Source organism: Delftia acidovorans SPH-1 (assembly GCF_000018665.1).
GTDB lineage: Bacteria > Pseudomonadota > Gammaproteobacteria > Burkholderiales > Burkholderiaceae_C > Comamonas > Comamonas acidovorans.
Genome location: NC_010002.1, coordinates 5,593,678 through 5,610,387, shown reverse-complemented (window position 1 = coordinate 5,610,387; position 16,710 = coordinate 5,593,678). Strand labels below are relative to the sequence as shown.

Sequence of the window (16,710 nt, the reverse complement as noted above, 5' to 3'; positions counted from 1 at the left end):
GTCGCCATGCATACGCCGAAAGCGCACTTGCATGACGACGCGGTCGGGGGACCGTCCGAAGGTGAGACCTTCGCCCCCGACCTGCACGACATCCGCCATCTGTGGCTCAAGGCCGTGCTGTTCGCGGTCTGGGTGGCCGTCTCCTTTGGCGCCTGCTACTACGCGCGCGACCTGCAGGCGCTGATGCCCGACTGGCCGCTGGCCTACTGGTTCGCGGCCCAGGGGGCAGTCCTGATGTTCCTGGCCATCGTCATCGTCTATTGTCTGTCCATGGACCATTTCGAGCGCCGCGAGGCCCGGGCCGCTTTTGCGACGGCACCGGCTCCCGCATCCCCATCGGCCGATACGCAACCGTCCGCACCGCCATCGCCTCCCGGCCATGGCTGAGCGCGCCCCGCCGACGGCGGCCTCCCACTCCTCCCACTGGCGGCTGCACCGCATCGTGGCCCTGTACACGCTGGGCGTGCTGGGTTTTCTGGCCCTCATGTTCTGGGCCGAGCAGCAAGGCCTGTCCCGCCACTGGATAGGCCCCATCTTCCTGTTCTTCACCGTCATGGTTTATGCGGCCATCGGCGTGTACCTGCGCACCAGCGACCCCGAGGAGTACTACGTCGCGGGCCGGCGCATTCCACCCTTCTACAACGGCATGGCGGCTGCGGCGGACTGGGTCAGCGCGGCCTCGTTCATCAGCCTGTCGGGGGCGCTGTACCTGCAGGGCTTTGCCGGCGTGCCGGGCCAGGCCGGCGGACTGGCCTACCTGCTGGGCTGGACGGGCGGCTTTTGCCTGGTCGCCATGCTGATCGCGCCGCACCTGCGGGCGATGAAGCTCTACACCATTCCCGATTTCTTCCAGCAGCGCTACGGCGGGCGCTGGCCGCGCGTGATCGCGGCGCTGGCGGCCGTGATCTGCTCGTTCACCTATGTGGTGGCGCAGATCTACGGCGTGGGGCTGATCGCCTCGCGGCTGACGGGCGTGCAGTTCGAGATCGGCATCATGCTGGGCCTGGGCGGCGTGCTGCTGTGCTCCTTCCTGGGCGGCATGCGCGCCATCACCTGGACCCAGGTCGCGCAGTACGTGGTGATCCTGCTGGCCTTTCTGATCCCCGTGTCCTGGCTGGCCTACCGGCAGATGGGCAATCCCGTGGCGCCGCTGGCCTATACGGCCCAGCTCAGCCAGATTGCGGAGATGGAGCAGCGCCTGCTGGACTCGCCGGCCGAGCAGGAGGTGATCGCCGCCTACCGCCTGCGCGCCGAGGTGCTGGAGGACAAGCTCAAGGACGTGCCGCGCGTTCTGGCCGCCGAGCGCCAGGCGCTGGCCGAGCGCATACGCGATCTGCGCACGCGCAGCGGCGATATCGGCGCCATCATGGCCGCCAGCCGCGAACTGGCCGCCATGCCGCGTGACGAAGCGGCCGCGCGCGCGCTGTGGACACGCCAGCTGCAGGAAATGCGCGAGCGCGAGAAGCCGCTGGGCGGCATCCCGCTGCACAGCCTGCCATTCGCCGGCAACCCCGACGGATCGGCCCAGGAGCAGCAGATCTACGAGGACAGCCGGCGCAACTTCCTGGCGCTGATGTTCTGCCTCATGGCCGGCACGGCCGGCCTGCCGCATTTGCTCACGCGCTACTACACGGCGCCCTCGGTGTCGGGGGCGCGGGCCTCGGTGGGCTGGACGCTGTTCTTCATCGGCGTGCTGTACATGAGCGCGCCGGCCCTGGCCGTGCTGGTCAAGTTCGAGGTCATGAACAACCTCGTGGGCATCCGCTTTGACGAGCTGCCCAACTGGATGGCGCAGTGGGCCAGGGTGGATGCCTCCTTGCTGGCCGTGGAGGATGTCAACGGCGACGGCGTGCTGCAGTTCGGCGAGATCCGCATGGGCGCCGACCTCATCATGCTGGCCACGCCCGAGCTGGGCGGCATGCCCTACGTGGTCTCCGGCCTGGTGGCGGCCGGCGGCCTGGCTGCGGCGCTGTCCACGGCCGATGGACTGCTGCTGACCATCAGCAACGCTCTGGTGCGCGACCTGTACTTTCGCGAGCGCCGCCGCCGCGCCTCGCCCGAGCAGCGCGTGATCCTGTCCAAGTTCGCGCTGCTGGTGATGGCGCTGTCGGCCGCCTTCGTGGCCTCGCGCCGTTCCTCGGACATCCTGCCCATGGTCACGGCATCGTTCTCGCTGGCGGCCTCGGCCTTCGTGCCGGCCATGGTGCTGGGCATCTTCTGGCGTGGCACCACGCGCCGGGGCGCCGTGGCCGGCATGCTGGCAGGGCTGGGCGTCACGCTGTACTACATGGTCTCGCATGTGCCGGCACTGCAGCCCGTGCTGCCCGAAGCGCTGCACGCGCGCCTGTGGTGGGGCATACAGCCGATTTCATCGGGCGTCTTCGGCGTGCCGGCCGGCCTGATGGTGACCTGGCTGGTCAGCTGCCTGGACCCGCGCCGCCGGGCACTGGCGCGTTCCGTGCCCGCAAAAGCGTCCTGACGGCAGAGGCCGCCGGGCGGGAGGATGGCCATTTTCTGCCCCGTTTTTGCGCTTTTGGCAGATCTGGATCATTGCCGGCCCCACTGAAGCCCGTGCGTGCTGGAAAACCCGCTTTTGGGAGCCGGAGGCTCATGACACGCTGCGAGCCGTGTCCGATCCGATCCATTGCAGAGAATCCCGTCCGCCATGCATTTTGTGAAAACGTCCGCCGGCCAACAGGCATTCAAGGAACGCCATGCCGACCTCTCGCCCCGGTTGCGCTCGGCCTTTTTGCTGTTTGACGGGCAACGCAGCCTGGCGCAGGTGCTGCAGGCCGTGGCCGGCATGGGCGTGACGCAGGACGAGATCTTGGCGCTGGTGGAGCGCGAATGGCTGGCACCGCGCGACGCGGCCGAGCCCCGGCTGGGCGTGGTGGCCGTCGCGGTGCCTTCGGTCCCTGCCGCGCCTGCTGCAGCGGCTTCGTCCACGGATTCGGCAGGCGATGCGCCCGCGCAGTCCGAGCCATCGCTGGCCGTGCGCTATCGCAACGCCTATCCGCTGGCCGTGGCCATCACGGCCAACCTGGGCCTGAAGGGGTTCCGGCTCAACCTTGCCGTGGAAGCGGCCATGGGCTACGACCAGCTGGTGGCGCTGGCACCGCGCCTGCGCGAGGCGGCCAGTCCTGCCAGCTACCTGCCGCTGCACGAGGCGCTGTTCGGTAAGGCACCTTGAATGAGGAATGGCCCGCACGCTCGCCGAGGGTGCGCTTTTCATCTTGGGGCGGCCCGGCAATGAAAAAGGGCAAGGCGCCTTCGCACCTTGCCCTTGCATGAACCTGTGTGTGCAGGCTCAGACGGCCAGCAGCTCCACGTCGAACTTCAGCGTGGCGTTGGGGGGGATCACGCCGCCGGCGCCGCGGGCGCCATAGCCCAGTTCGGCCGGGATGATCAGGGTGCGCTGGCCGCCCACCTTCATGCCTTGCACGCCTTCGTCCCAGCCCTTGATCACCATGCCGCCGCCCAGGGGGAAGACGAAGGGATCGTTGCGGTCCTTGCTGGAGTCGAACTTGGCGCCCTGCACGCCGTTGTTGTAGAGCCAGCCCGTGTAGTGCACGGTCACGCTGCGGCCGCGCTGGGCTTCGGCGCCGTCGCCCACGACGGTGTCTTCATACTGCAGGCCGGATGCGGTGGTGGTGAAAGCCATGGTGGTATTCCTTGAGAGAGAAACGGTAGGGGGAAAGGAGACGACCCGGCGGGCCGGTGGCCCTGCGCGGGAAGAGGCCGTGGCGCCTGGTGCCGCGCCCGGCCTGACATCACTTCTTGGCGCGCGCGGCCACCCAGCGGTTGGCAAACGCCTGCACATCGGACAGGCGCTTGAGCAGGTCCTGGCCGGCCAGCGTCACGGTGTAGCCGTCGGAGCCATGCTCCAGCAGCCCGCACTCGCGCAGCTCCTTGATGCGGGTGTTCAGCGTGTTGGGCGTGATGCCGCCCACGCTGTCTTGCAGCAGTCGAAAGGTCTGAGGATGGCCGTCACGCAGCGCCCACAGCACGCGCAACGCGTAGCGGCATTCGAGTTTCTCGAACAGCTGGTTGATGGCGGCGTTTTCCTTGGAGCTCATGACGCTTCTCCTTGCGCAATGGTGTGGGTGAGCCGGCGGGTGCGTCCGGGTGGGGCGCGCGCCGAGCCAAGTCCCGGGGAACTATAGCTCTGGATTCATTCTGCTACAAGTTTGGTAGCTCAAAACCCACAGCGGCAATGCCCCACGCTAGAGGAATACGCGTATGACCAAGCCAGTGTTGCAGACCCGCCACGTGGCCTGCCCGCTGCGCGGCGGTTTCTCAGCTCTTGAGTTTGAGCAGATAGGTCATCACGCTGGCCGTGGTGTGCTCCAGCTCCAGAAAGCCGTTGAAATCGCGGCCCGCCTGCCAGGAAGGCTCCCAGCGGTTCTGGCGCAGGGCGCGTTGCCAGCTCTCGTGCTGCGTGGCCTGCTCCACGGCGCCCAGCAGGGCCTGGGCACGTGCGGCGCTGACCTGCTTGCCGGTGAAGACGGCGCGCCAGTTGGCCATGTCCGCATCCAGCCCCTGCTCGCGGAACGAGGGCAGGCCGAACAGGCTGCGGCGCGAGGACACGCCGATGGCGCGCAGCTTGCCGCTGGCCAGCGCCTCGCTGAACTCGCTGTAGCCGGACACGCCCATGCGCGCATCGCCCTTGAGCAAGGCCTCCACCACCTGGGCGCCGCCAGGAAAGGGCTTGTAGACCAGTTGCTCGGGCGCCGCCTTGGCCGCGCGCGTGAGCAGGCCGGCGAACATGTGGTCCACGCCGCCTGCCGAGCCTCCCGCAAACGACTGGTGGGCCAGGTCGCTGCGCAGCGCGGCCACCAGGTCCTTGGCATTGCGGATGGGGGAGTCGGCCGGTACGGCCACGACCAGGTAGTCGCTGGTCAGGCGGGCAATCGGCTGCACATGCGACATGTTGACGGCCGGCTTTTGCAGTGCCACCGCACCGACCATCACCATGCCGCCTATCAGCAAGGCGTCGGGGTCCTTGCCATGGCGCTCGGCAAACTGGGCCAGGCCGATGGTGCCTCCCTTGCCGCCCACGTTTTCATACTCCACGCGCTCGGCCGCGCCGCTGGCCACCAGGGCCGCGCCCAATGCGCGGCCGGTCTGGTCCCAGCCGCCACCGGCATTGGCCGGAATGACGATGCGCAGGCTGGTCGCCACGCGCTGGGCGCTGCCGGCAGCCCGTGGCGCATGGGCTGCAGGTGCTGCCGCTGGCGGCGCGGCATGGGCCAGCGGAGAGCACAGCATGGCCAGGGCAGCGCCCTGGGCCAGCATCTGGCGGCGGTTCTGGCGCGTGCCGTCAGCGGCAGGGGTGGCGTCGGCGGCGGTTTGCGAAAAGCTCGGAAGGCGCATGCAGTCTCCAATCGGGTTCGCGCGCCATTGTGGGCGCAAATGAATCAGAAAGGCGGATTATGTAAGCATATGCGTCAGCTGGCTGACATAACGCAGGCTGCCTGGGGCCTGGGGGCCAGATGCGTCAGGTGCAGGCCAACCGACGGTGCATCGCTGTCCCGGGATGCGCGGCGGCTCGCCCGCCCCGGGGGCAAGGAGCGGAAATGGAGCGCCGTGACACAGATGTCGATTAAGCCGGTAAAGCTTGTGTAAATGCGATCAATTCTTATTTGTGGGCGGTAGAATCCCCGGGCCTTTCCTTTCCTGGGCTCCCGTGCCCGCCATCCGTGATGGTTGACGCCACGTGGCGCTTCCGCCTTTTTCTGTTGCGATGACATCCCCCAAACCGGACCCTCGGCGCCGTTCCTACTGGCTCAAGACACTGCACGAGTGGCACTGGGTCAGCTCCGCGCTGTGCCTGATCGGCATGCTGCTGTTCGCCGTCACGGGGTTCACGCTCAACCATGCGGGGCAGATCGAGTCCAGGCCGCGCATCGTGCGGGGCGAGGCGGCATTGCCCGATGCGCTGCGCGTGCAGTTGGTCCAGCAGCAGGCCAGCCAGCCGCGCGACCGGGCACCCGTGCCTGCGCCGTTTGCGGACTGGGTGCGCGGCCAGTGGGGCCTTGAGGCCGAGGGCCGCGAGGCCGAATGGACGGCCGACGAACTCTATGTCTCCCTGCCACGCCCCGGCGGCGATGCCTGGGTGCGCGTTGCCCTGGCCGATGGCGAGGCCGAATACGAGCGCACCGACCGGGGCTGGATCGCCTATCTGAACGACCTGCACAAGGGCCGCAACACGGGCGCCGCCTGGAGCTGGTTCATCGACATCTTTGCCGCAGCCTGCCTGGTGTTCACCGTCACGGGCCTGTTCATCCTGAAGATGCATGCAGGCAACCGCCCCTTCACCTGGCCCATGGTCGGCATGGGGCTGGTGATTCCCATGTTGCTGGCCCTCCTGTTGATCCACTGAGAACCGAAAGAGCCTTGCCAATGAATCCGCACTTCTCTCTGCGCTACACCATGGCGCTTGGCGCCTGCCTGGGCGCGGTCCCGGTCTTTGCCGCCGGCCTGAACGTGGGCGTGGAAATTCCGCGCCTGGATGTCGCCGAATACCACCGCCCCTACGTGGCCGTGTGGATCGAGCGCGCCGACGCCTCGGTGGCCTCCACGCTGTCGGTCTGGTACGACGTGAAGATGCGCAATGCCGAAGGCACGAAGTGGCTCAAGGACATGCGCCAGTGGTGGCGCCGCACGGGCCGTGACCTGACGTTGCCGATCGATGGCGTGACCAGCCCCACGCGTCCCGTGGGCAAGCACCAGCTGAGCTTCACCGAAGGCGCCAACCCCTTCGCCAAGCTGCCGCCCGGTGAATACAAGCTCGTGGTCGAGGCCGCGCGCGAAGTCGGCGGCCGCGAAGTGGTCACCGTGCCCTTCAAGTGGCCCGCGGCCAAGGCCGAGCAACTGAGCGCCAAGGGCAGCAGCGAGCTGGGCGAGATCAGCCTCGAACTCAAGCCTTGAAATTGAAAGCCGCTGAGGCGCTGTGCGTCTTCCCCCTCACGAGGGGGACGACGCCATCGCTGCACGTGCCAGACCCATCCACGAACCAAGGAGATTTTTCATGAAGTCCAAGACCCGCTTTGCCGTCCGTCTGGCTGCCAGCCTCGCCATTGCCTGCGGCGCCTTCCAGGCCGCCCAGGCCCACAACCTGTGGCTGCTGCCCTCGACCACGGTGCTGTCCAAGGCCGAATGGATCACGGTGGATGCCGCTGTCTCCAACGACCTGTTCTTCTTCAACCACGTGCCGCTGGGCCTGGACAACCTCGTTGTCTCGGCGCCGGACGGCTCGGCCGTCGCGCCGCAGAATGCCCATCGCGGCAAGCTGCGCAGCGTGTTCGACCTGGACCTGCAGCAAAGCGGCACCTACCGCCTGGCCATCGTCAACGACGGCCTGTTTGCCTCCTGGAAGGACAAGGCCACGGGCCAGAACCGCCGCTGGCGCGGCTCGCCCGAGAAGTTCGCCGCCGATGTGCCCGCCGACGCGCAGGACCTGAAGGTGACCCAGTCCGTGGGCCGCATCGAGACCTTCGTGACCGTGGGCAAGCCCAGCGCCGTCAAGCCTTCCGGCAAGGGGCTGGAGCTGGTGCCCGTGACCCATCCCAACGACCTGGTCAAGGGCGAGAAGGCCACCTTCGCCTTCCATGTGGACGGCAAGCCCGCCGCCAACCTGGAAGTCGTGCTGGTGCCCGGCGCCACGCGCTACCGCGACAACAAGGGCGAGATCAAGGCCACGACCGACGCCAAGGGCGAGTTCAGCGTGACCTGGCCCACCGCCGGCATGTACTGGGTGGATGCCGACGCGCAGGACAGCAAGACATCGCTGCCCCAGGCCAAGGAGCGCCGCCTGTCCTACGTGGGCACGTTCGAGGTGCTGCCCTGAGCCTTGCGTCCCCACCCGGGGCTCCGTCTGTGCCCGCGCCCGTGCGCGTGAGCTTCGCGCCCGCCCTGTTGCAGGGCAGCGCAGGCCGGGGCCTTGCGGCGCCTGTGTCCACAGGCGTGGCGTCCTTTGCCGTCTCCGGCTACGCGCCGCAGGCGGTGCGGCGGTCAGATCCGGCCGCGTTGCAAACGCTCACCGGCGAGGCCATGGGCACGACCTGGAGCGTGCGTCTGCACAACCCGGATTTCCGCCCGCTCGATGAGGCGCGCCAGGCCATAGAGGCTGCGCTGGCCCTGGTCGTGCGCCAGATGAGCAACTGGGAAGCCGGCTCCGACATCTCGCGCTTCAACCGCGCCGAGCCCGGCAGCTGGCATGCACTGCCGCCCGAATTCTTCACCGTGCTGGCCTGTGCACTCGATTGGGCACAGGCCAGCGGCGGCGCCTGGGACCCTACCGTGGGGCCGCTGGTCGATCTGTGGGGCTTCGGCCCGCGTGCGGAAAAGGAGCAGGGCGCCGGCATCCCCGATGCCTATGCGCTGCGGCGGGCGCGCGAGCGCGTGGGCTACCAGCACATCGTGCTGGACCTGGCAGGCCGGCGCGCGCTGCAGCCCGGCGCCGTACATGTGGACTTCAGCGGCATCGCCAAAGGCTATTCGGTGGACCTGGTCGCCGAGCGCCTGCAGGCGCTGGGCCATACCGATTTCCTCGTCGAGGTGGGCGGCGAGCTGCGGGCCTGCGGTCAGCGCCCTGGCAACCAGCCCTGGCGCGTGGCCGTGGCCAGCATGGCGGACCAGTCCACCCCGCTGGCGCTGCCGCTGCGCGACATGGCCATCGCCACCTCGGGCGACCACTGGCATGCCTTCGAGCAGGGCGGGCGCCGCTACTCCCACACCATCGACCCGCGCAGCGGCGAGCCCGTGGCGCATGGCCTGACCAGCGTCACCGTGCTGCATGCCGAATGCATGCAGGCCGACGCCCTGGCCACCGTGCTCACCGTGCTGGGGCCGCGCGAGGGCCTGGACTTTGCCGAGCAGCGCGGCGTGGCGGCGCTGCTGTGCGAGCGCACTGCGCAAGGCCCTGCCATGGCGATGACAACGGCTTTTGCCGCGCTGCTGCCGTGAGCGTTTCCTTCACTTTTTCCGCCGTGTAGATTTCCGGTCCCCGCCATGACCTTGTCCGAAACCGGGCTGCGCGTACTCGCGGCCGCCGTGCTGGTCCTGCTCTATGCGGCCATGTGCGCCGCCATTTGGTGGCGCGAGCGCCGCCAGCGCATGCGGGCCCGGCAGGAAGCGGCTGCGCTGACCAGCGCACGCGAGGGCGCGCTGCCCCTGCTTGTGGCCTATGCCAGCCAGACCGGCCAGGCCGAGGAACTGGCGCGCGAAACCGCCCGGCTGCTGCACACGGCCGGAGAAAGCGTGCACCTGTGCGCCCTGGACGCTGTGGATGCCGACCTGCTGGCGCGCACGCAAAGGGCGCTGTTCATCGCCAGCACCTATGGCGAGGGCGACCCGCCCGACAACGCGGCGCTGTTCCTGGCGCATGCCATGGCGCAGGCGCAGGACCTGTCCCATCTGCAATACGGCCTGCTGGCGCTGGGCGACCGGCAGTATGCGCAGTTCTGCGGCTATGGCCGCGCGCTGGACAGCTGGCTGCGTGCCGGTGGCGCCAGGCCCTGGTTCGAGCGCATTGAAATGGACAACGGCGCGCCGCAGGCGCTGACCGCCTGGCAGCACCAGCTGACCCAGATCAGCAGCCTGGGCGACATGCCGGCATGGGAGCAGCCGGTCTTCAGCGAATGGACGCTGGCCGCGCGCCGGCACATGAACCCGCGCAGCGCAGGCGAGCCGGTGTTCCACATCGAGCTGCAGCCCCCTGCAACGGAGCCGGCGCTGTGGGAGTCCGGCGACCTGGCGCAGGTCTGCATTCCTGCGGACCCGCAGCATCCGCGCGAGTACTCCATCGCCTCCATCGCCCAGGATGGCTGCGTGCACCTGCTGGTGCGCCAGGCGCGGCGCGAGGATGGCTCGCCGGGCCTGGCCTCGGGCTGGCTCACGCAGGGCGCGCCCCTGGGTGCAGCCATCACCCTGAGGCTGCGTGCGCACCGCAATTTCCGGCTGGAAGACAACCTGCAGCGCCCGCTGGTGCTGATCGGCAACGGCACGGGCCTGGCCGGCCTGCGCAGCCACCTGCGCGCGCGTGCTGCGGCGGGCCTGGGTCCCAACTGGCTGCTGTTCGGCGAGCGCAATGCGGCGCACGACCGGCTGTACGGCGACGAGCTTCAGGCATGGTGCGATGGTGGCGTGCTGCAGCGCCTGGACCTGGCCTTCTCGCGCGACCGCAGCGAAGGCGCGCCGCGCGCCTATGTGCAGGACCTGCTGGCGCAGTCCGGCGATGTCTTGCGCCAATGGGTGGCGCAGGGCGCAGCCATCTACGTGTGCGGCAGCCTGCAGGGCATGGCCCAGGGCGTGGACCAGGCGCTGCACGCCGTGCTGGGCGAGGCGCAGATGGAGCTGCTGGTGTGCAGCGGCCGATACCGGCGCGATGTGTACTGAACGCCGCTTGCGCCAGCGCAAAGATGGGCCCGGTTTGCTCCTAGGAACGTAGCATCGGCACGACAGATAAATCCTATTGTGCTCATGAGAATGGAAATGATTCTCAATGTTCATATAATTTCGTTACATATCCCCATCCCATCGCATAACCAATCATTTCAAAGCGAGTTTCACGGGCCCCACAGCCCGTTTTCCGTTTCTGGAGTGTTTGCATGTCGTATCGCGATCTGCGCGGAGTTCTTCCGTCGCGTCCTTCCCATCTGGCCCTTGTGGTGGCTGCCGTCTGCGCTTCGGGTGCCGTCTGTGCACAGACGGCAACAGGCAATGCCGTGCCCGCCACGGAGCTGCGCGAAGTCGTGGTCTCCGCCTCGGGTTTCGAGCAGGACATCAAGGAGGCGCCGGCCTCCATCACCGTCATACCGCGTGAGGAACTGGCCAAGGGCCGCTTCGGCAGCCTGACCGACGCGCTGGAAAGCGTGGAAGGCATCGACGTGGGCGCCCCCGCAGGCAAGACCGGCGGCCTGAACATCAGCATCCGCGGCATGCCCAGCGACTACACGCTGGTGCTCATCGACGGCCGCCGCCAGAACTCGGCCGGCAACGTCACGCCCAACGGCTTTGGCGAGACGCAGACCAGCTTCATGCCGCCCATCGGCGCCATCGAGCGCATCGAGGTCATCCGCGGCCCCATGTCCACGCTCTACGGCTCCGACGCCATGGGCGGCGTGATCAACATCATCACCCGCAAGGTCGGCAAGACCTGGACGGGCAGCGTCAGCGCCGACTACACGCTGCAGGAAGAGTCGGAGTTCGGCGACATCAAATCCGGCAAGTTCTACCTGAGCGGCCCCATCAAGGAGGACCTGCTGGGCCTGTCGATCCGCGGCAGCACGCAGCGCCGGGCCGCTTCGGACATCACCTATGCGGGCGCCAACGGCCAGCCCGCCGTGGCCATCATGGGCGCCAATCCGGTCAAGTCCGAGATCAACAACCTGGGCCTTCGCCTGGCGCTCACGCCCAACAGGTACCACGACATCACGCTGGACCTGGACTCGGGCCGCCAGACCTATGACAACTCGCGCGGCCAGCTCGGCACGCTGGGGCTGCAGGGCGGCTACGGCCCCGAACAGAAATACAACCGCGACCAGCTCACGCTGGCGCACACGGGCCGCTTCGGCTTCGGAACCTGGGACACCAGCTTCATGGTCAACCGCACCGAAACCATGGGCCGCACCATTCCCCCGGGAACGCCGGGCGCGACACCGGGCGCTGCGCGCACGCTGGAGGTGGAAAGCAAGGTGCTGGACAGCAAGCTGGTCCTGCCCTGGGGCGCCCACCTGACCACGCTGGGCGGCCAGTGGTGGGATGCCGAGATGAAGGACGGCGTGGCGCCGAACAAGTTCGCCTTCACGCAGAAGGCCCTGTTTGCCGAGGACGAATGGAGCCTGACCGACGCCTTCAAGCTCACGCTGGGCGCGCGCTATGACCGCCACAGCCTCTTCGGCGGCAAGCTCAGCCCGCGCATCTACGGCGTGTGGAATGCCGCGCCGCAGTGGACCGTGAAGGGCGGCATCAGCAACGGCTACAAGACGCCGCGCGTGGAACAGCTGGCGCCCGGTATCAACGGCTTTGGCCAGCAGGGCCGCCTGCCGCTGGTGGGCAGCCCCAACCTCAAACCCGAAACCAGCCGCACCACCGAACTGGGCGTCTATTTCGACAGCCCCACGGGCTTTGCAGGCAGCGCCACGGTGTTCAACAACGAGTTCAAGGACAAGATCACCAGCGGCCCGGGCCTGATCAACTGCGACTTCGCGGCAGCGCCCAACCGGCCCGGCTGCGTGAGCTTCGGCAACTGGCCCCTGGTGGATGCCTTCGGCCAGTCCATCAACGTGGACGAGGCCGTCACGCGCGGGCTGGAGCTGAGCGCGCGCATGCCGCTGGGGCGCGGCTGGAATGCCAGCGCGAACTACACCTTCACCAAGAGCGAGCAAAAGAGCGGCCCCAACCGGGGCAACCCGCTGAGCGACACGCCCAAGCATGCGCTCAACGCCCGCCTGAACTGGGAGCCGGGTGCCCAGTGGAACCTGTGGCTGCGTGCCGAATACCGCAGCGAACGCTTCCGCGACCCCGGCACCAGCGCCAGCACCCAGGCCGCCAAGGCCGCGCTGGGCAACTACAAGCCCTACACGCAGTTCCACCTGGGTGGCAGCTACCGCGTGAGCAAGCAGTTCACCATCAACGCGGCCATCTACAACCTGTTCAACAAGGGTTTCGTGGACTACCAGCCCTACAACGTACCGGGCCAGGTCCAGGGAGCCCTGCTGTTTGGCAACCGCTACGCGAACAGCCAGGAAGGCCGCCGCCTGTGGGTGTCCGCCAACTACGAGTTCTGAGGCGGGTTCCGGGGCGCCTGGCTGGCCTGCACGCGTGACGGGGCCAGCCTGACCAGCACCTGCAGCGTGCGGTTCAGCGGCACGGGCACGCCCAGGGCCTCGCCGCGGCGCACCACGTAGCCGTTCAGGTGGTCGATTTCGCTGGGCTTGCCCAGCGCCAGATCCTGGGCGGTGGACGAGAACTGGCCCGGCATGGTGGCCGGCAGGCCGCGCACGGCAGCGGGCACGTCGCCGGGCAGGGCTACGCCGTCGGCCCTTGCCACGGCCAGGCATTCGGCCACCACGTCGTCCACCACGTGCGCCACGCCGGGCGCCTGCACCAGCGGGCCGTAGGGCAGCTGGCACAGCGCCGACAGCGCGTTGTAGGCGCAGTTGATCACCAGCTTGGCCCACAGCGCGCCGCGCACATCGGGCGATACCTGCACGGCAATGCCCGCCGCGCCAAATTGCCGGGCCACCTGTTCGCTGAGTGCAGAGGGCGCGATGACCAGCTCGCCACGCCCGAAGTGGCGCACATGGCCGGGACCGGCCATGGCCGTGGCCACATAGACCACGGCGGCCGCCACGGAAACGGACGGGCCCAGCACGGCGCGCACGCGCTCGTCGTTGTCCACGCCGTTTTGCATGGTCAGCACCAGGGCGCCCGGCGCCAGGTGCGGCTGCATCTCGCGGGCCGCTTCCTCGGTGGCCGTGGACTTGACGCAGAACATCACCACATCGGCATCGCGCACGGCGCTGGCCTCGGTCGATGCCTGCATGGGTACCTGGATGTCCAGCGCCGCCGTCTCCAGCCGCAGGCCATGCTGCTGCACGGCCTGCACATGGGCGGGACGGCCAATCAGCGTGACCTGGTGGCCGGCGCGTGCCAGCAGTGCGCCGAAATAGCAGCCCACGGCGCCTGCGCCCATGACGGCGATGCGCAGCGGCGCGGTGGGGGAGGAGGGGCTGGCGGAAGAAGCGTCCATGGTGCGAATCGGATAGGCCTTTGATGGCGCCCAGTCTAGCCAGGCTGCCGTCAAGGGCCCATGCTGTCTTCCCTGCCGGGGGGCACTGCGGACTTCAGGCCGTGCTCATGCCGTCTGCAGGCACAGGTACTTGGTTTCCAGGTATTCCTCGATGCCGTGGCGCGAGCCCTCGCGGCCCAGGCCGGACTGCTTGACGCCGCCGAAGGGCGCGACCTCGTTGGAGATCAGGCCGGTGTTGATGCCCACCATGCCGTACTCCAGCGCACGCGATACGCGCCAGATGCGGCGGTTGTCGTTGGTGAACAGATAGGCGGCCAGGCCGTAGATGGTGTCGTTGGCGCGGCGCACCACTTCGTCCTCGTCGTGGAAACGGAACAGCGGCGCCAGCGGGCCGAAGGTCTCTTCCTCGCAGACCCGCATGCTGTCGTTCACATCGGCCAGCAGCGTGGGCTCGAAGAACAGCTTGCCCGGCACCGGGCGCCTGCCACCGGCCAGCAGGCGTGCGCCCTTGGACAGCGCGTCGGCCACATGGCTTTCCACCTTCTGCACGGCGGCCTCGTTGATCAGCGGGCCATGCGTCACGCCGGGCTCCAGGCCGTTGCCGACCTTGAACTCCGCCATGGCCCGCGCCAGGCGGCGGGCCAGTTCGTCATGGATGCGGTCGTGCACATAGATGCGGTTGGCGCATACGCAGGTCTGGCCCGCGTTGCGGAACTTGGAGGCCAGGATGCCGGCCACGGCCTGGTCGATATCGGCATCGTCGAACACGATCAACGGCGCATTGCCGCCCAGCTCCAGCGACAGCTTCTTGACCGTGTCGCTGCACTGGCGCATCAGCAGCCGCCCGGTGGCCGTGGAGCCCGTGAAGCTGAGCTTGCGCACCACGGGGCTTTGGGTCAGTGCCTGGCCGATGTCCTGCGGGTGGCCGGTCAGCACCTGGAAGACGCCGGCGGGAATGCCGGCCTCCTCGGCCAGCACGCCCAGGGCCAGGGCGGTGAAGGGCGTGCTTTCGGCCGGCTTGACCAGCATGGTGCAGCCGGCGGCCAGCGCCGGGCCGGCCTTGCGCGTGATCATGGCGGCCGGAAAGTTCCAGGGCGTGATGGCGGCGCACACGCCAATGGGCTCGCGCAGCGTGAGCAGTTGCTGGCCGGCCGTGGGCGACTGCAGCAGTTCTCCGTCCACGCGCTTGCCTTCCTCGGCAAACCATTCGATGAAGGAGGCCGCGTAGGCGATCTCGCCGCGTGCATCGGCCAGGGGCTTGCCCTGCTCCAGGGTCATCAGCCGCGCCAGATCGTCCTGGTGCGCCAGCATCAGGTCGAACCAGCGGCGCAGGATGCCGGCGCGCTGCTTGCCCGTCAGCGCGGCCCAGGCGGGCAGGGCGCGCTGTGCGGCGGCAATGGCGGCTTCGGTCTCGCCGGCCTGCAGGGCGGGCACCTGGCCCAGGCGATCGCCCGTGGCGGGGTTGAAGACGTCGATGGCGGGGCCGGAGCCCACGGCTCGCCAGCCCTCGGCGAGCAGGCAGGCCTGGCGGAACAGATCGGGGCGTTGCAGTGAAAGACTCATGGTGCGGCAGGGTGTGGCTGGGATGGGGATTCAGGCGGCGACTGGCTGGGACGCGCTCTGGGTGATGGCGCTGTCGATGATGTCCAGGGCCCTGGCGAACAGCGGCTGTGGAATCGTCAGCGGATAGAGAAAGCGGATGGCGTTGCCGTACAGGCCGCAGGTCAGCAGCAGCAGGCCCTGCTCCTGCGCGTGCCGGACGACGGCGGCCACGCGCTGCGCGTCGGGCTCGCCGCTGCCGGGAAGGCGGAACTCCACGGCCAGCATCGAGCCCAGGCCGCGCACGTCGGCAATGCCGGCATCCTGCGCCTGCAGGGCTTGCAGGCGCGCGCGCAGCTGGTTGCCCAGCGCGTGGGCGCGCTCGCACAGCCGTTCTTCATCGATCACGTCGAGCACGGCATGGGCCGCGGCCACGGCCAGCGGGTTGGCGGCATAGGTGCCGCCCAGGCCGCCGGGGTGGGGTGCGTCCATGACGGCCGCGCGGCCCACCACGCCCGAGATCGGCAGGCCGCCGCCCAGGCTCTTGGCCATGGTGATCAGGTCGGGCTGCACGCCGTAGTGCTCCATGGCGAACAGCTTGCCCGTGCGAGCGAAGCCGGTCTGCACCTCGTCGGCGATCAGCAGCATGCCGTGCTGGTCGCACAGCTGGCGCAGGCCGGTGAACAGGGCGGCAGGCACGGGGTGAAAGCCCCCTTCGCCCTGGACGGGCTCCACGATGATGGCGGCCACGCGCTGCGGGTCCACCGAGGTCTTGAGCAGCATGGCAATGGCGTCCAGCGACTGCTGCACGCTCACGCCCGCCTGCTCGCCGGGGAAGGGCGCGTGGAAGACTTCGCCCAGCATGGGGCCGAAGCCCTGCTTGTAGGGCGCCACCTTGCCCGTCAGTGCCATGCCCAGCTGGGTGCGGCCATGGAAGGCGCCCTGGAAGGCGATCACGGCCGAGCGGCCCGTGGCATGGCGCGCGATCTTGACGGCGTTCTCCACGGCCTCGGCGCCCGTGGTGAAGAAGGCGGTCTTGGCCGGGCCGGCGATGGGCGCCAGCGCATTGATGCGCTCGGCCAGCGCAATCGCGCTTTCGTAGGGAACGATCTGGAAGGCCGTGTGCGTGAAGCGCTCCAGTTGCTGCTGCACGGCCTGGACCACGCGCGGATGGCGGTGGCCCGTGTTGAGCACGGCAATGCCGGCCGCGAAATCGATGTACTGCCGGCCCTCGGCATCGGTCAGCAGGGCATTGTCGGCCTGCACGGCATGGAAGCCGCACATCACGCCCACGCCGCGCGGCATGGCGGCGTTGCGCCGGTTCTGGAGTTGCTGGTTCGGGGAAGAGGCGGTGGCGCTGGACATGAGAGGGTTCTCCGTTGATGGGGATGCAAGGCTTCCCGTTATAGTGGGCA

15 protein-coding genes are annotated in these 16,710 nt (G+C 68.6%); 9 read left to right on the top strand and 6 right to left on the bottom strand.

What is annotated here, in order from left to right; translation table 11 throughout:
- The first annotated feature begins 6 nt into the window (after positions 1–6).
- The 3 genes from DACI_RS25600 to DACI_RS25590 all read left to right on the top strand — a co-directional run bounded on the left by DACI_RS25600 (position 7) and on the right by DACI_RS25590 (position 3,190).
- Positions 7–387 carry a DUF4212 domain-containing protein gene (locus DACI_RS25600; RefSeq protein ID WP_012206862.1) on the top strand — a complete coding sequence of 127 codons (381 nt, stop codon included), beginning with the start codon at positions 7–9 and terminating at the stop codon, positions 385–387.
- A complete protein-coding gene (locus DACI_RS25595) occupies positions 380–2,479 on the top strand; it encodes a VC_2705 family sodium/solute symporter (RefSeq protein WP_012206861.1) in 2,100 nt (699 codons plus the stop codon). Before DACI_RS25600 ends, DACI_RS25595 begins: the two co-directional genes overlap by 8 nt.
- A gap of 186 nt (positions 2,480–2,665) precedes the next feature.
- Positions 2,666–3,190, top strand: coding sequence for a hypothetical protein (locus DACI_RS25590; protein WP_012206860.1), 525 nt, complete (start codon positions 2,666–2,668; stop codon positions 3,188–3,190).
- 117 nt (positions 3,191–3,307) lie between these two features.
- On the opposite strand, the gene DACI_RS25585 is transcribed toward DACI_RS25590, so the two are convergent.
- From DACI_RS25585 to DACI_RS25575, 3 genes are all read right to left on the bottom strand, one after another.
- Positions 3,308–3,661: an FKBP-type peptidyl-prolyl cis-trans isomerase gene (locus DACI_RS25585; protein WP_012206859.1), complete on the bottom strand. Its 354-nt coding sequence runs from the start codon at positions 3,659–3,661 to the stop codon at positions 3,308–3,310.
- A gap of 109 nt (positions 3,662–3,770) precedes the next feature.
- A complete protein-coding gene (locus DACI_RS25580; RefSeq protein ID WP_012206858.1) occupies positions 3,771–4,076 on the bottom strand; it encodes a winged helix-turn-helix transcriptional regulator in 306 nt (101 codons plus the stop codon).
- A gap of 220 nt (positions 4,077–4,296) precedes the next feature.
- Positions 4,297–5,373, bottom strand: a complete 1,077-nt coding sequence (locus tag DACI_RS25575; protein ID WP_012206857.1) for a Bug family tripartite tricarboxylate transporter substrate binding protein — start codon at positions 5,371–5,373, stop codon at positions 4,297–4,299.
- A 370-nt stretch (positions 5,374–5,743) separates the two neighbouring features.
- On the opposite strand from DACI_RS25575, the gene DACI_RS25565 reads away from it, so the two are divergent.
- The 6 genes from DACI_RS25565 (at position 5,744) to DACI_RS25540 (ending at position 12,791) form a co-directional block, all read left to right on the top strand.
- Positions 5,744–6,382, top strand: coding sequence for a PepSY-associated TM helix domain-containing protein (locus DACI_RS25565; RefSeq protein WP_012206856.1), 639 nt, complete (start codon positions 5,744–5,746; stop codon positions 6,380–6,382).
- A gap of 20 nt (positions 6,383–6,402) precedes the next feature.
- The gene (locus tag DACI_RS25560) at positions 6,403–6,930 is read left to right on the top strand and encodes a DUF2271 domain-containing protein (protein ID WP_012206855.1); all 528 of its coding nucleotides are present in this window, start codon (positions 6,403–6,405) and stop codon (positions 6,928–6,930) included.
- Between the two features lie 100 nt (positions 6,931–7,030).
- Positions 7,031–7,849, top strand: coding sequence for a DUF4198 domain-containing protein (locus DACI_RS25555; protein ID WP_012206854.1), 819 nt, complete (start codon positions 7,031–7,033; stop codon positions 7,847–7,849).
- A gap of 41 nt (positions 7,850–7,890) precedes the next feature.
- Complete coding sequence (locus DACI_RS25550) at positions 7,891–8,967, top strand: FAD:protein FMN transferase (protein WP_043783652.1); 1,077 nt, start codon at positions 7,891–7,893, stop codon at positions 8,965–8,967.
- A gap of 45 nt (positions 8,968–9,012) precedes the next feature.
- Entirely contained in the window at positions 9,013–10,398 is a 1,386-nt protein-coding gene (locus DACI_RS25545; RefSeq protein WP_012206852.1) for a sulfite reductase subunit alpha, read from the top strand.
- A 212-nt stretch (positions 10,399–10,610) separates the two neighbouring features.
- Entirely contained in the window at positions 10,611–12,791 is a 2,181-nt protein-coding gene (locus tag DACI_RS25540) for a TonB-dependent receptor domain-containing protein (protein WP_012206851.1), read from the top strand.
- Here the strand turns inward: DACI_RS25540 and DACI_RS25535 are convergent.
- The 3 genes from DACI_RS25535 to gabT form a co-directional block, all read right to left on the bottom strand.
- Positions 12,779–13,756, bottom strand: a complete 978-nt coding sequence (locus DACI_RS25535) for a ketopantoate reductase family protein (protein ID WP_012206850.1) — start codon at positions 13,754–13,756, stop codon at positions 12,779–12,781. The genes DACI_RS25540 and DACI_RS25535 overlap by 13 nt on opposite strands.
- 105 nt (positions 13,757–13,861) lie before the next feature.
- Positions 13,862–15,319 (bottom strand): NAD-dependent succinate-semialdehyde dehydrogenase, encoded by a 1,458-nt coding sequence (locus DACI_RS25530; protein WP_012206849.1) that lies wholly within the window; start codon positions 15,317–15,319, stop codon positions 13,862–13,864.
- Between the two features lie 30 nt (positions 15,320–15,349).
- Positions 15,350–16,660, bottom strand: a complete 1,311-nt coding sequence (gene gabT / locus DACI_RS25525) for a 4-aminobutyrate--2-oxoglutarate transaminase (RefSeq protein ID WP_012206848.1) — start codon at positions 16,658–16,660, stop codon at positions 15,350–15,352.
- Positions 16,661–16,710: the final 50 nt, after the last annotated feature.

What these genes read in the sequence shown, in the direction of transcription:
- DACI_RS25600 (WP_012206862.1), top strand. Translation starts at nt 7, where the DNA reads ATGCATACGCCGAAAGCGCACTTGCATGACGACGCGGTCGGGGGACCG.
- DACI_RS25595 (WP_012206861.1), top strand. Translation starts at nt 380, where the DNA reads ATGGCTGAGCGCGCCCCGCCGACGGCGGCCTCCCACTCCTCCCACTGG.
- DACI_RS25590 (WP_012206860.1), top strand. Translation starts at nt 2,666, where the DNA reads ATGCATTTTGTGAAAACGTCCGCCGGCCAACAGGCATTCAAGGAACGC.
- DACI_RS25585 (WP_012206859.1), bottom strand. Translation starts at nt 3,661, where the DNA reads ATGGCTTTCACCACCACCGCATCCGGCCTGCAGTATGAAGACACCGTC.
- DACI_RS25580 (WP_012206858.1), bottom strand. Translation starts at nt 4,076, where the DNA reads ATGAGCTCCAAGGAAAACGCCGCCATCAACCAGCTGTTCGAGAAACTC.
- DACI_RS25575 (WP_012206857.1), bottom strand. Translation starts at nt 5,373, where the DNA reads ATGCGCCTTCCGAGCTTTTCGCAAACCGCCGCCGACGCCACCCCTGCC.
- DACI_RS25565 (WP_012206856.1), top strand. Translation starts at nt 5,744, where the DNA reads ATGACATCCCCCAAACCGGACCCTCGGCGCCGTTCCTACTGGCTCAAG.
- DACI_RS25560 (WP_012206855.1), top strand. Translation starts at nt 6,403, where the DNA reads ATGAATCCGCACTTCTCTCTGCGCTACACCATGGCGCTTGGCGCCTGC.
- DACI_RS25555 (WP_012206854.1), top strand. Translation starts at nt 7,031, where the DNA reads ATGAAGTCCAAGACCCGCTTTGCCGTCCGTCTGGCTGCCAGCCTCGCC.
- DACI_RS25545 (WP_012206852.1), top strand. Translation starts at nt 9,013, where the DNA reads ATGACCTTGTCCGAAACCGGGCTGCGCGTACTCGCGGCCGCCGTGCTG.
- DACI_RS25540 (WP_012206851.1), top strand. Translation starts at nt 10,611, where the DNA reads ATGTCGTATCGCGATCTGCGCGGAGTTCTTCCGTCGCGTCCTTCCCAT.
- DACI_RS25535 (WP_012206850.1), bottom strand. Translation starts at nt 13,756, where the DNA reads ATGGACGCTTCTTCCGCCAGCCCCTCCTCCCCCACCGCGCCGCTGCGC.
- DACI_RS25530 (WP_012206849.1), bottom strand. Translation starts at nt 15,319, where the DNA reads ATGAGTCTTTCACTGCAACGCCCCGATCTGTTCCGCCAGGCCTGCCTG.
- gabT (WP_012206848.1), bottom strand. Translation starts at nt 16,660, where the DNA reads ATGTCCAGCGCCACCGCCTCTTCCCCGAACCAGCAACTCCAGAACCGG.